Source organism: Massilia mucilaginosa (assembly GCF_011682145.1).
In the GTDB taxonomy this organism is placed as follows: Bacteria; Pseudomonadota; Gammaproteobacteria; order Burkholderiales; family Burkholderiaceae_D; genus Telluria_A; species Telluria_A mucilaginosa.
The window spans coordinates 252,371-265,195 of the sequence record NZ_WHJH01000004.1 but is presented as its reverse complement, the minus strand read 5'-3'; the positions used below and the strand labels follow the sequence as shown (position 1 = coordinate 265,195).

Here is a 12,825-nt window from a genome sequence, read left to right as displayed (position 1 = left end):
TTATTGTCATTTATAGCGAACAGAAGCGGATGCCTGGCAAGGCGCACGCCGCTAGCAGTGCGAGCACTGCTAGCGGTGGGCAACGCAGCAAGGCGCCGCTTATGGAAGCTGGAAATGACAAGAATTTATGTGCACTTACTTAACCCAGTTCAGAACACCCACAGCTTTTCGGGCGGCATGTGCAGCCAGTAGCTGCCCGCCTCCAGCCGGTACTTGGAATACGCGCGCAGGCTGCACTCCCCGCGCTTGAACAGGCACTCCCAGCGATCCCCCAGGTACATGCAGGTCAACAGCGGCAGCTCCAACGCGTTGTCGACCTGCTGGGCGCTGATCTTCACATCCTCAACGCGGATCAGCGGCGTGGCCTCGCCGCCGCTGCGGGCGCCCCGCGCCGTGCCCTGCATGCGCACGCCATCGACCATCACCGTCACCGTCGCCGTCGCCGCGCCATCGTTGGCGGCCACCACCTGGCCTTGCAGGCGGTTGTTACTGCCCATGAATTCGGCGGTGAACAGGGTCTCGGGCGTCTCGTACATGCTCTGTGGCGAGCCTTGCTGCTCGATCTTGCCGTTATTGAGCAGCAGGATGCGGTCCGAAATCGCCATCGCCTCGCCCTGGTCGTGCGTCACCATCAAGGCCGACAGGCCAAGCCGCACGATCAGCTCGCGCAGGAACGCGCGCGCCTCTTCGCGCAGCTTGGCGTCCAGGTTCGAGAGCGGTTCGTCGAGCAAAATCACCGGCGGGTTGTACACCAGCGCGCGCGCAATCGCCACCCGCTGCTGCTGGCCGCCGGAGAGCTGGTGCGGATAGCGCTCGCCCAGGTGGCCCAGTCCCAGCTGGCCCAGCACGTCCTTGACCTTGGCCTCGATCTCGCTCTTGCCCATCTTGCGCAGGGTCAGGCCGTACGCCACGTTGTCGAACACGGTCTTGTGGGGCCACAGCGCGTACGACTGGAACACCAGTCCCAGGCTGCGGTGCTCGGCCGCCATCTCGAACTTGCGCGCGCCGTCGAACACGCGCCGCTCGCCGATGTCGATGGTGCCGCTCTTCGGGCTTTCCAGCCCGGCCACGGCGCGCAGCAAGGTGGTCTTGCCGCTGCCCGAAGGCCCGAGCAGGGCCACCACTTCGCCGCGCCGCAGGTGCATCGATACACCCTTGAGTATCTGATTGGCTTGCGCGCCGGTGCCGTAATCGAGATGCAGGTCGTTGACAGTCAATTCATTCATGATGATTTCCGTTCTAGATATTTTATTGATGCAGCTTGACGCCGAAGCGCAGCGCAATGCCCAGGCCAATGGCCACCAGCGTGATATTGATGAACGAGAGTGCCGCCACCAGGTCGGTCGAACCGCCGGCCCACAGCGACACCAGCATGGCCCCGATCACTTCGGTGCCCGGCGTGAGCAGGTACACCCCGGTCGAATATTCGCGCTCGAAAATCAGGAACACCATCAGCCAGGCGCCCAGCATGCCGAATTTGATCAGCGGCAGCGTCACGTCGCGCGTGACCTGGCCGCGGGTCGCCCCCACCGCGCGCGCCGCCTCTTCCAGTTCCGGCCCCACCTGCAGCAGCGCGGCCGAAATCAGGCGCATGCCGTAGGCCAGCCACACCACCGAATACGCCAGCCACAGGGCGAAAATGGTCGAGCGCACTTCGCGCAGCAGCGGAATCGCATGCTCGCTGAGCCACAGCAGCGGCCCGAACCCGCTCGCCTTGAGCATCCCATCGAGCCAGCTTGGCACGAACAGGAACACCCACAGGAACGACAGGCCGGCCAGCAGGCCCGGCACCGCGCGCGGCACCAGCACGCTGTAATCGAGCATGCGGGTAATGCCATCGGGCTTGCGGTGCATCGCCAGTGCGATGGCCGTGTAGCACACCACCGCCAAAGCGCCGCCGATCACGCCGATCAGCACCGTGTTGATAATCCCGCGCACCAGCGAATGCTGGTCCAGGATGTCGCGGAAGTGCTGCAGGGTCAGCACATCCCACAGCACCACGCCTTCGCCCCAGTTCTGTACAAAAGAGCGCAGCACGATGCCCGACAGCGGCAGGATGATCGTCACCAGCAGCCAGCCGGCCAGCAGCGCGAACGCCAGCCACTTCCAGCGGCCCAGCGGCATCGCCTTCTGGCGCGCGCCCTTGCCCTTGATCGACACGTACTTGTTGGCCGACTTGAGCAGCCAGCGCTGGATCATCACCAGCGGCATGGTCACCATCACCAGGCACACCGCCACCGCCGCCATCAGGTGGTACGAGGGCGTGCCCATCTTGTTGGTCAGCTTGTACAGGTAGGTGGCCAGCACCAGGTGGCCTTCCGGGTCGCCCAGCACCAGCACCAGGCCGAACACTTCGAAGCCGAGGAAGAACACCAGCACGCCGGCGTAGGCCAGGGCCGGCATGATCATCGGCAGCGACACGTTCATCATCACGCGCAGCGGCGAGGCGCCGGCCACGCGGGCCGCCTCTTCCACGTCCGAGCCCAGGCTCTTCAAGGCCGAGGAAGCGTACAGGTATACGTGCGGCACGTGGGTCAGCCCGGCGATGACGACGATGCTGGTAAACGAATAGATATTCCACGGGATGAAGCCGAGCAGCTGCTTGGCCCACACCGAATAGAAGCCGACAGGCCCCATCGACACCACGTAGCCGAAGCCCATCACCATGGGCGAGACGAAAATCGGCACCAGCAGCATCGGCGCGATCCAGCTGCGCCCCGGCAGGTCGGTGCGCACCATCAGGAAGGCCAGCATGCCGCCCAGCGGCACCGCGATGGCGGCCAGGCCCGTGGCGAGGATCGCGCCGTTCTTGAAGGCCTGGGTAAAGTCCGGGTCGTCGAAAATGAAGGCGTACGCTTCGAAGCCCAGGGTTTTTTCGGGCATGAAGAATGGCGCCGACAAAAAGCTCTGGTAAAAAATCAAATACAGCGGCAGGAAGATGGCGACGCAGGCGAGCGTCACCACCAGGCCGCGCGGCCAGTTAAGCCGCGTGGCCCGCAATGATAAGGTGGTCATGTCAGGTCCGATCTTGGGATGAGGGAGGCGGGCGCTGGCCCACCGTGCCGGCGATTACTGGGTTTACTTCTTCCCTGCGGTGTCTTTCCACTGCTTCAGGAAGGCCATGCGCTTGGCCGGCGCCAGGTACTCGAGCACCGACGGGTGCACCGGAATCGGCTTGACGTTCTTTTCGCCGATGATCTTGATCAGTTCCGCCGAGGTGGTTTCGCCGGTGACGTCGGCGCGGATCGCAAACAGCTTCGACTCGTTGGCGATGACGGTCTGGCCGCGCACCGACAGCAGGTAATCCATCCAAAGCTTGGCCGCGTTCGGATTCCTGGCGGCCTTGTTGATGAACTGGACGCGCGACATGATCAGGGTGTAATCGGCCGGCAGCACCACGCCCAGCGACGGATCGCTCTTGGCGCGCACCAGCGCGTAGGAGCCGAGCACGTTGTAGCCGATCAGGTTTTCGCCCGACGAGATCCGTTCGAGCATGGTGCCGGTGGACGACTGCACGCGCACCTTGGCCGCTCCGAACGCGTTTTGCAGCTCGCCGAACTGCGGGTTCTCGCGCGCATCGGCGGTCATGAACATGAAGCCCACGCCCGATTTTTCGATGTCGTAAGTGGTGACCTTGTCGCGGAATTTTTCCGTCTTGATGATGGCGGCAAAGGCGGCGTGCGTCCTCGGTATTTCGTTACCGGTCAGGATACGCTTGTTATAGACGATGGCCGCCGGCTCGAAGGTGGTGCCGTAGGCGCTGTCGTTCCACACCGCCCATGCCGGCAGCTTGCCCGCTTCCTGCGACCGGTACTTGAGCGCATTGCCCTCGGACGCAAGGCGCATCTGCAGGTCCATCGCCGACGACCAGACCACGTCGGCCGTGTTGCCGCCGGCCGCCGCTTCCGAAATGAAGCGGTTGTACACTTCGGTCGAATTCATGTCGCTGTATTCGACCTTCACGCCGGGATACAACGCGTTGAAGTCCTTGATCAGCGGCTGCGCTGCCTTGCTGTCGGTGGCCGAGTAGATCACCAGCTTGGCCTCTTTCTTGGCGCCGTCGATGATCTTCTGGTAATCTGCCGGGTAGCCCGCCGGGACCTGTGCCAGGGCGCTGCCGGCGAAGATGAGCGCAATGCCTGCGCAGATAAGGGATCGTTTGATAGTCATGCTGTCTCCAGATTGTTGTTGTGTTTTTAGCGAATCAATTTGAATTGCCTGGCCTGCCGGTTGTAGTCGGCGACAGCCTTGTGAATGTAATCGGTCAGCGCCTGGCCGGTCAGCGTGAACGGATACAACCCGTGCGCCGAACGCAGCCTGTCGAAATCGGGACTGGCCGTCATGCGCTCGAAACTGGCCACCCAGCGCTGGTACTCGCTATCGGCCACCTTGGGTCCCATCCACACGCCGCGGATGATCGGCCACACCACGTCCACGCCCTGCTCGCGCGCGGTCGGCGCCTGCGCCAGCACGCCCGACAAGCGCTGTTCCGACAGCACCGCCAGCACCCGCACCTTGCCGGCGCCCGAGTACAGGCTCGCTTCCGAGGCGTCGCCCGACACCACCTGCACATGGTTCGCATGCATCGCGGTGAAGGCCTCGCCGCCGCCTTCCAGCGCCACGAAACGCAGCACCTTCGGATCGATCCCGGCGCGTTTGGCCAGCAGCGCCATCTTCATCCAGTCCTGGCTGCCGATCGTGCCGGACACCCCGATCAGCACCTTTTCCGGCGCCCGCCGCAAGGCGTCCAGCAGGTCGGCCAGGTTGCGGAAGGCCGAATCGGAGCGCACCGCGATCATCCCGTAGTCGGCGCCCAGGGCGGCCACCCAGCGCACGTCGTTCTCGCTGGCCTTGCCGAACTTGCCCTGCGCCAGATTGAGCAGCGAGCCGCCCGAGAACGCGACCAGCGTATCTTTCTCGCTGCCGCGCTGGGCCGCCATGGTGTGCCAGGCCACCGCGCCGATCCCGCCCGGCAGGTACGACAGGCGCAGCGCCGGCGCACTGGCGTCGCCCTTGAGCCCTTCGCGCGCCAGCTTGCAGGTCAGGTCCATCGCGCCGCCCGGCTTGGACGGCACGATGCATTCGGCGGCGGCGGCATGCACGCTAGCGCAGGCAATCAAGGTGGAAAACAGGATTTTCATGGCGGTGGCTTCTCTGGTCGGGCGCGGCGATCGAACAAGCATGATAGCCCCGCCAGTCATGCGAAATGCATCGGAAGCGGTATCAGCAGATGTATCAAAAGCGATGCTGGATACCGGCCGTGAGCCCCTTTTGGGTCGTGCCGAAACCGGCGTCGTCGCGCGACAGTCCCACCAGCTTGCCGTTGTCGGCCTTGGCGTAGGCTGCGGCCACATACAGGTCGGTGCGCTTGGACAGCGCATACATGCCGCGCGCCACGTACATGATCGGATCGGCGTCGGCATTGGCGGCCACGTTCTTGACGTCCACGTAATACACCGCGCCAGTCAGGGTCACCGCCGGCGTGGCGTACCAGCTCGCGCCGCCCCACCAGGTGGTGGCGCGCACGTCGGGCGTGGCCGCCTTGGCCGCTTCCAGCGTGTAGTCGCGCGCACCGGCGGTCAGGCGCATCGCCGCGGTCTTGTAATCGAGCGCCGCATGGAAGGCCGTGGTCTGGTCGCGCCGGCCGGTCCCGGCCAGGGTATTGGCGTTGATTTGCTCGTAGGCCGCCATCGCCGCGAAGCTGCCGCGGGTCCAGGAGCTGGCCACCGAATATTTGCGGCTGTCGGCACTGCTGCCCGCCTGCTCGCCCACGCCGATGCTGGCGCCGTATTTGAAGTCGCCCGTCTTGCCGGAGTATTTGACCAGGTTGTCGAAAGCGGTCGTCATGCCGTATTTGGACGAACCGGTGGCGTTCGACGAGGTGGCCCACGAGTAGTTCGGCGCGTAGCCGAGCGGGTCGAACAGGATCACGAAGTCGTAGGTGGTGGTAAACGAGCGCCCGATCACCACGCGCCCGAAGCTGCCGTCCAGGCCCACGTAGGCCTGGCGCTTGAACAGGGCGCCGTCGGCGCCGCCGGTATCCATCAGGATGCCGCCTTCCAGCCCGAACACGGCTTTCAGGCCGCCGCCCAGGTCTTCGGTGCCGCGCAGGCCCCAGCGCGAGGTGTTTTTACCGCCCGAGATGACGCGGGTGGCATTGTCGCCGGCGGCGTTGGTATTGGTGGTGTAGTCGACGCCGGCGTCGATCAGGCCATAAATCTGCACGCTGGACTGGGCCTGGGCGGCACTCGATATCGCCAAAGCGGCCGGCAGGGCGGCCGCCAGCGCGAGCGTAAGCACGGATGGTTTCATTCTTGTCTCCTGAGTTTTTATGTTTTATGTGGTACTGGAGCCACTATATGTTCGCCATCCTTTCAATTGGCTTTCAGTGAGCGCATGTACCCCACAGACCACACAGCCCGGGCATTTTTGCGCGCTTGGGGCTACACTGCCCGCATGCGCATACTCCTCGTCGAAGACCACATCGAACTGTCGCACTGGCTTTCCAAGGCCCTGCGCGACGCCCACCTGACCGTCGAATGCGCCGCCAACGGCGCCGACGCCGACGCCCTGCTGCACACGCAGGACTACGCGCTCGTCATCCTCGACCTGACCCTGCCGAAGATGGACGGCCTCGACGTGCTACGCCGCCTGCGCGCCCGTGGCGGCGCGCGCGCCAAGACCCCAGTCATGATCCTCACCGCGCGCGGCGGCCTGGAAGAGCGGGTCCAGGGCCTGAACCTGGGCGCCGACGACTACCTGTCCAAGCCGTTCGAACTGGCCGAACTCGAAGCGCGCGTCAAGGCGCTGCTGCGCCGCAGCCAGGGTAGCGAAGCCCTGGTGCACCAGTGCGGCGCGCTCAGTTTCGACACCAATACGCGCATGTTCGCGTACGGCGGCGCGGCGCTGGCGCTCACGCCGCGCGAACATGCGGTGCTCGAAGCGCTGATCACCCGCCCCGGACGCGCGGTATCGAAGGAAAAGCTGTTCGATGAAGTCTTCGCGCTGGAGGACGACGCCAACCTCGACGCCATCGAGCTGTATATCCACCGCGTGCGCAAGAAGCTCGAACGCGTCCAGGAGGGCGCGGCGGCGATCACCACCCTGCGCGGCATCGGCTACCTGTTGCAGCCGCGCGATCATCCAGGCTGACAGCGCGCCATGACCATGACGCCGCTGTACGCCACCCTGCGCCGCCGGATCGGCGCCGCGCCGCTGGGCAGCCTGCGCAGCCAGTTGCTGCGCTGGCTCCTCATCCCGCTGGTGCTGCTGGTGGCCCTGAACGCGGTCTCGGTGTACGACAACGCGCTCGACGCGGCCGACCTGGCGTACGACCGCTCGCTGCTGGCGTCCACCCGCGCGCTGGCCGAGCGGGTCGCCATCAAGGAAGGCAAGGTGGTGGCCGACGTGCCTTACGTGGCGCTCGACTCGTTCGAAACCGATACCTTGGGGCGCATCTACTACAAAGTGAGCGGCATCGATGGCGAAACCGTCTCCGGCTTCGACGACCTGCCGCCGGTGCCGGCCAACGTGCCCCGTTCGGAAGCCTATCCGGCGCTGGTGCGCTTCTACCACGCCGACTACAACGGCGAACAGGTCCGCATCGCCGCCCTGCTGCAGCCGGTGTACGACGATTCGATGCGCGGCATCGCCCTGATCCAGGTCGGCGAAACGCTCGACGCGCGGCGCGGCCTGTCGCGCAAGATCCTGTTCGATACGCTGCTGCGCCAGGCCGTGATGGTGCTGGCGGTCGCCTCGCTGGTGTGGTTCGCCGTGCGGCTGGTGCTGCGGCCCCTGATGCGGCTGAAGATCGAAGTCGAAAACCGCGCCCTGAACGACCTGTCGGACGTCGACCAGGCGCTGGTGCACAAGGAAGTGCGCCCGCTGGTGGCGGCCATGAACGGCACCATGTCGCGCATGCACAACCTGATCGCCAGCCAGCGCCGCTTCATCGCCGACGCCTCGCACCAGTTGCGCACCCCGCTCACCGTGCTCAAGACGCAGGCCGAACTGGCGCTGCGCGAAAACGACGCGGCGGCGATGCGCGAGATCGTCAAGTCGATCGCGGCCACCACCGACGCCACCGTGCACCTGGCCAACCGCCTGCTCACCCTGGCGCGCGTGGAGCATGGCAGCGAAGCGGCCGGCATGGCGCCGGTCTCGCTGACCGCCATCGTGCGCCAGGTCGGGCTGGAGATGGCGCTGCCGGCCGTGCAAAAGCGGATCGACCTCTCGCTCGACGCGTTTGAAGAAGCGCGGGTCGACGGCCAGGAGCTGATGCTGCATGAACTGGTGACCAACCTGGTCGACAATGCGATCCGCTACACCCCGGCGGGCGGCAAGGTGGCGCTGCGGGTCAGGGTCGATGGCGCCAAAGTGCAACTCGATGTGGAGGATAGCGGCTGCGGCATTGCCGACGACGAGCATGAAAAAGTGTTCACCCCGTTTTACCGGTCGTCGGGCGCGCTCGAGACCAACCCTGGCGGCACTGGCCTGGGCCTGGCCATCGTGCGCGAAGTCGCGAGCCTGCATCGCGCCGACGTGAGCCTGGCCGGCGCCAGCGCGGGGCCGGGGCTGAAGATCACAATTCGCTTCAATTCGGCCGCATAAGATTGCGGATTCAATACAGACACGTAAAACTGCCAGTCAGCCGGCGCCCCCGGTGCTAATGTTGATAGCGCTGTATTTACAGCACATCTCAACAACAAGAAACGGAGAGCAGGCATGCAGTTCATTCAAAAAGCATTACTCGGCATCGTATTGGCGGGCGGCGCGATCGGCGGCGCGGGCGCGGCGGACCGCTTGAGCGCGCAGTACCAGGAACCACGCGGCGGCCACACCACGCTGGTCGACCAGGCCAAGCGTTACAGCGCCTGGAACGTGGCGCGCATGCTGGCCAACCCGCAGTTCGCAACAGCGCTGGACCGGCGCCTCGCCGGCGACGACAAGGCGGTCATGCTCACTACCCTGCTCGACGACGTGCGCCAGCCGGATGCGCAGACCAGGGCCAGCGCCGATAAACTGCGCTTCCTGGACCAGCGCGTGCGCGAGCACAAAGCCATCGCGCGCGATGCCAAAAACCTGCTCGAAGTGCGCCTCTACCTGCCGCCGGGAGCCGAGGCGCCGCGCGACATGAGCGGCCTGCTGGTCGCCTATGCGCCCGCCGGCAAACGCGCCGAATGGAGCGACGTCGAGGCATTCGACCATCTGGGCCAGGTGCAGCTGCTCGACGCGCGCACGCCGCCGGCAATGCCGGTGCTGATCGTCGGCATCAACGCGCGCGAAGACATGCGCGCCGGGCTGGCCTACGTTAACCGCAGCCTGCGCGCAGCCGGCCTGCAATCGGTCGCGCCCATGGCCAAAGCCAGCGTGGCCGCGGCCGACATCGACACCACGCGCCTGGACCGGGTCAGCCTCGCCAACAGCCAGGAAACCTGGGTCTCGGGGCCGGCCGAAGTCTTCGCCATCGTCTCCGGGGTACAGCCCGACCAGGCCAAGGCGGAACTGAGCGTGGTCGACATGCCCTACCTCGACTACGCCGGCACCAGCTACACGCCGAACCAGATCATGGTCTTCTGGAGCAGCTACCGCTACGGCGCAGCCAACATCCAGCTGTTCGAACATGACGACAACACCAACTACAAGGACCTGGCGGTGGCCCTGGGACAAAGCGTGAGCGCCATCCTCGGCGTGTTCGCACCCTCGTACGCCGTCATCGGCCAGGTCGCCACGGCGATCCTGCAAGCCATGCCGGCCGGCTGGTTCAGCAACGATGACGACTACGTCGACTCGTTCTACACCATCGAACGTGGCCGCACCTACGACAACCATCGCGGCGCCGCCAACAATGCGACGGTGACGCTGTCGCCGTATCTGCTGCGCGCGCAGTAAATCACGCTCGCGGCGCCACGGGCGGCGCCGGGAACGCGCGTGTACGGCTTTAGCGGGGTGGACAGCGGTGGTGCGTGCGCCAGCAAGGTGGCGCAGCTCGCTTGCGAAGTGCGGTGGAAGGCTGGTCGCCCCGCGCCAGGGCGGTCCTCGGCGGGGGCGAGCGGCATTAACTCAGGTTTTCAAGCCTGATCTTGACCGCCTTGCCGACCACCGCGCCAAGCTCCTCGATCTTGCCGATCGCCGCATCGATGTTCTTTTCCTGCGTCTGGTGCGTCAGGATGATGATATCGGTGCGCGTCTCGCCTTCGCCCGGCTCCTTCTGCATCACCGCGTCGATCGAAATGCTGGCGTCGGCCAGGATGCGCGTCAGGTCCGCCATCACGCCCAGCTGGTCCTTCACGTACACGCGCAGGTAGTAGCTGGTGGTGATCTCCGACATCGGCAAAATCGCCACGTTGGTCATCTGGTTCGGCTGGAACGCCAGATGCGGCACGCGGCATTCCGGATCGGCCGTGGCCAGGCGGGTGATGTCGACCAGGTCGGCGATCACCGACGACGCCGTCGGCTCCCCGCCCGCGCCCTTGCCGTAGTAAAGCGTGGCGCCGACCGCGTCGGCCTGCACCAGCACCGCGTTCATCGCCCCTTCCACGTTGGCGATCAGGCGCTTGGCCGGAATCAGGGTCGGATGCACGCGCAGTTCGATCCCTTCCACGCCATCGACCACGGCGCGCTTGGTGATCCCCAGCAGCTTGATGCGGTAGCCCAGCTGCTCGGCGTAGCGGATGTCGATCGCCTGCAGGCTGCTGATGCCTTCCACGTGGGCTTTGTCGAACTGCACCGGGATGCCGAACGCGATCGAGGCGATGATGGTCGCCTTGTGCGCGGCGTCCACGCCTTCGATGTCGAAGGTCGGATCGGCTTCGGCGTAGCCCAGTTCCTGCGCCTGTTTCAGCACGGTGGCGAAATCGAGGCCCTTGTCGCGCATCTCGGACAGAATGAAATTGGTGGTGCCGTTGATGATGCCGGCCACCGATTCGATGCGGTTGGCGGTCAGGCCTTCGCGCAGCGCCTTGATGATCGGGATGCCGCCCGCCACCGCCGCTTCGAACGCCACCATCACGCCCTTGGCCTGGGCCGCGGCAAAAATCTCGTTGCCGTGCAGCGCCAGCAGCGCCTTGTTGGCGGTGACCACGTGCTTGCCGTTGTCGATCGCCTTCAGTACCAGGCTCCTGGCGGTGTCGTTGCCACCAATCAGTTCGACCACGATGTCGATATCCGGATGGTTGAGCACCAGGTCCGGGTCGGTCACCAGCTCGCAGTCGGTGCCGACGATGGCGCGCGCGCGCTCCACGTTGCGGACCGCGACCATGGCAATCTCGATGCCGCGGCCGGCGCGGCGCCGGATTTCTTCCTGGTTGCGTTTAAGGACGTTAAAGGTGCCGGCGCCAACTACGCCAAGGCCGATCAGGCCGATTTTGATGGGTTTCATAGTTCTTTATCTGGAAGAGGTATCAGCCGCGCCCATGGCGGCGTCGGTAGCCGTCAAGGAAGCGCGCAATGCGGCCGCAAGCGTCGGTCAGGTCGTCGGAATTGGGCAGGAACACGAGGCGGAAGTGATCCGGTGCGATCCAGTTGAAGCCCGTTCCCTGCACCACCAGGACTTTTTCTTCGGCCAGCAGGTCGTAGGCAAACTGCTGATCGTCCGCGATCGGGTACATCACGGGGTCGAGGCGCGGGAACATGTACAGCGCCGCTTTTGGCTTCACGCAGGTCACGCCCGGAATATCGGTCAAGAGTTTGTGCGCCATGTCGCGCTGGCGCAGCAGGCGCCCGCCGGGACCTACCAGGTCGTTGATGCTCTGGTAGCCGCCGAGCGCGGTCTGGATCGCGAACTGGCCCGGCGCGTTGGCGCACAGGCGCATCGAGGCCAGCATGTTGAGGCCATCGATGTAGTCCCTGGCGTGGCGTTTTTCGCCCGACACCACCATCCAGCCGGCGCGGTAGCCGCACGAACGGTAGTTTTTCGACAGGCCGTTCAGGGTAATGAACAGCACATCGTCGGCCAGCGCGGCGATCGAGTCATGCTGCTCGCCGTCGTACAGGACCTTGTCGTAGATTTCGTCGGCCAGGATGATCAGCTGGTGCTGGCGCGCCAGCTCGATGATCTCGAGCAGGATCTCGCGCGGATACAGCGCGCCGGTCGGGTTGTTCGGGTTGATCACCACGATCGCCTTGGTGTTGCTGGTGATCTTGCGCCGCATGTCGTCGATGTCGGGGTACCAGCCGGCCTGCTCGTCGCAGATGTAATGCACCGGGTTCCCGCCCGACAGGCTCACGGCGGCGGTCCAGAGCGGATAGTCCGGGGCCGGCACCAGCACTTCGTCGCCGGTGTTGAGCAAGCCGTTCATGGCCATGACGATCAGTTCCGAGGCGCCATTGCCGAGGTAGATGTCTTCGATCGTCACGCCGCAGATGTGCTTGCTCTGGGTGTAGTGCATGACGGCCTTGCGCGGCGCGAACATGCCTTTCGAATCGGTGTAGCCGGCGGCGCCGTGCATGTTGAGGATCATGTCCTGCACGATCTCGTCCGGCGGGTCAAAACCGAACACGGCCAGGTTGCCGATGTTGAGCTTGATGATTTTGTGGCCTTCTTCCTCCATCTGCTTGGATTTCTCCAGCGCGGGGCCGCGGATTTCGTAGCAGACGTCGTCGAGCTTGTTCGATTTCAGAATCGGTCGCAAAATATTTCCCTGTTCAGTGGCGCTTTGTTGCAGTGCGAAAAAGACCCATTTTGCCGAAAGGAGATAATTTAAGCAACCTTCGCTTGCTGCCGAATCGGCAACAACACGCGACATGGTGCGCTTTGGCGTCCGTTGCACCTCAATTTCGCGAAAATTCGCGGTTTACTGGACTTTGTGGCATGCTAACGCCACG

Annotated in this window: 10 protein-coding genes; 3 read left to right on the top strand and 7 right to left on the bottom strand. The window is 64.8% G+C overall.

Going from position 1 to position 12,825, the window contains the following annotated elements:
- Positions 1–149: 149 nt before the first annotated feature.
- From F2P45_RS06235 to F2P45_RS06215, 5 genes are all read right to left on the bottom strand, one after another.
- A complete protein-coding gene (locus F2P45_RS06235; RefSeq protein ID WP_166871508.1) occupies positions 150–1,226 on the bottom strand; it encodes an ABC transporter ATP-binding protein in 1,077 nt (358 codons plus the stop codon).
- Between the two features lie 22 nt (positions 1,227–1,248).
- Positions 1,249–3,015 carry an ABC transporter permease gene (locus tag F2P45_RS06230; RefSeq protein ID WP_166871506.1) on the bottom strand — a complete coding sequence of 589 codons (1,767 nt, stop codon included), beginning with the start codon at positions 3,013–3,015 and terminating at the stop codon, positions 1,249–1,251.
- A gap of 63 nt (positions 3,016–3,078) precedes the next feature.
- The gene (locus F2P45_RS06225) at positions 3,079–4,170 is read right to left on the bottom strand and encodes an ABC transporter substrate-binding protein (RefSeq protein WP_166871504.1); all 1,092 of its coding nucleotides are present in this window, start codon (positions 4,168–4,170) and stop codon (positions 3,079–3,081) included.
- 26 nt (positions 4,171–4,196) lie between these two features.
- Positions 4,197–5,141 (bottom strand): tripartite tricarboxylate transporter substrate binding protein, encoded by a 945-nt coding sequence (locus tag F2P45_RS06220; RefSeq protein ID WP_166871502.1) that lies wholly within the window; start codon positions 5,139–5,141, stop codon positions 4,197–4,199.
- A 94-nt stretch (positions 5,142–5,235) separates the two neighbouring features.
- Positions 5,236–6,312: a porin gene (locus tag F2P45_RS06215; protein ID WP_166871501.1), complete on the bottom strand. Its 1,077-nt coding sequence runs from the start codon at positions 6,310–6,312 to the stop codon at positions 5,236–5,238.
- A gap of 144 nt (positions 6,313–6,456) precedes the next feature.
- Here F2P45_RS06215 and F2P45_RS06210 point away from each other — a divergent pair, with 144 nt between their 5' ends.
- The 3 genes from F2P45_RS06210 (at position 6,457) to F2P45_RS06200 (ending at position 9,891) form a co-directional block, all read left to right on the top strand.
- Complete coding sequence (locus tag F2P45_RS06210) at positions 6,457–7,152, top strand: response regulator (RefSeq protein WP_166871499.1); 696 nt, start codon at positions 6,457–6,459, stop codon at positions 7,150–7,152.
- 9 nt (positions 7,153–7,161) lie between these two features.
- Positions 7,162–8,610, top strand: a complete 1,449-nt coding sequence (locus F2P45_RS06205; RefSeq protein WP_166871497.1) for a sensor histidine kinase — start codon at positions 7,162–7,164, stop codon at positions 8,608–8,610.
- Positions 8,611–8,724: 114 nt separating this feature from the next.
- A complete protein-coding gene (locus F2P45_RS06200) occupies positions 8,725–9,891 on the top strand; it encodes a DUF3103 family protein (protein WP_166871495.1) in 1,167 nt (388 codons plus the stop codon).
- A gap of 166 nt (positions 9,892–10,057) precedes the next feature.
- Here the strand turns inward: F2P45_RS06200 and F2P45_RS06195 are convergent, their stop codons facing one another.
- Both F2P45_RS06195 and F2P45_RS06190 read right to left on the bottom strand, forming a co-directional pair.
- Positions 10,058–11,380 carry a homoserine dehydrogenase gene (locus tag F2P45_RS06195; protein ID WP_166871493.1) on the bottom strand — a complete coding sequence of 441 codons (1,323 nt, stop codon included), beginning with the start codon at positions 11,378–11,380 and terminating at the stop codon, positions 10,058–10,060.
- 22 nt (positions 11,381–11,402) lie between these two features.
- Positions 11,403–12,632, bottom strand: coding sequence for a pyridoxal phosphate-dependent aminotransferase (locus tag F2P45_RS06190; protein WP_166871492.1), 1,230 nt, complete (start codon positions 12,630–12,632; stop codon positions 11,403–11,405).
- Positions 12,633–12,825 lie beyond the last annotated feature (193 nt).

Excerpts from the sequence above, each read along its gene's own strand:
- F2P45_RS06235 (WP_166871508.1), bottom strand. The coding sequence starts at position 1,226 with ATGAATGAATTGACTGTCAACGACCTGCATCTCGATTACGGCACCGGC.
- F2P45_RS06230 (WP_166871506.1), bottom strand. The coding sequence starts at position 3,015 with ATGACCACCTTATCATTGCGGGCCACGCGGCTTAACTGGCCGCGCGGC.
- F2P45_RS06225 (WP_166871504.1), bottom strand. The coding sequence starts at position 4,170 with ATGACTATCAAACGATCCCTTATCTGCGCAGGCATTGCGCTCATCTTC.
- F2P45_RS06220 (WP_166871502.1), bottom strand. The coding sequence starts at position 5,141 with ATGAAAATCCTGTTTTCCACCTTGATTGCCTGCGCTAGCGTGCATGCC.
- F2P45_RS06215 (WP_166871501.1), bottom strand. The coding sequence starts at position 6,312 with ATGAAACCATCCGTGCTTACGCTCGCGCTGGCGGCCGCCCTGCCGGCC.
- F2P45_RS06210 (WP_166871499.1), top strand. The coding sequence starts at position 6,457 with ATGCGCATACTCCTCGTCGAAGACCACATCGAACTGTCGCACTGGCTT.
- F2P45_RS06205 (WP_166871497.1), top strand. The coding sequence starts at position 7,162 with ATGACCATGACGCCGCTGTACGCCACCCTGCGCCGCCGGATCGGCGCC.
- F2P45_RS06200 (WP_166871495.1), top strand. The coding sequence starts at position 8,725 with ATGCAGTTCATTCAAAAAGCATTACTCGGCATCGTATTGGCGGGCGGC.
- F2P45_RS06195 (WP_166871493.1), bottom strand. The coding sequence starts at position 11,380 with ATGAAACCCATCAAAATCGGCCTGATCGGCCTTGGCGTAGTTGGCGCC.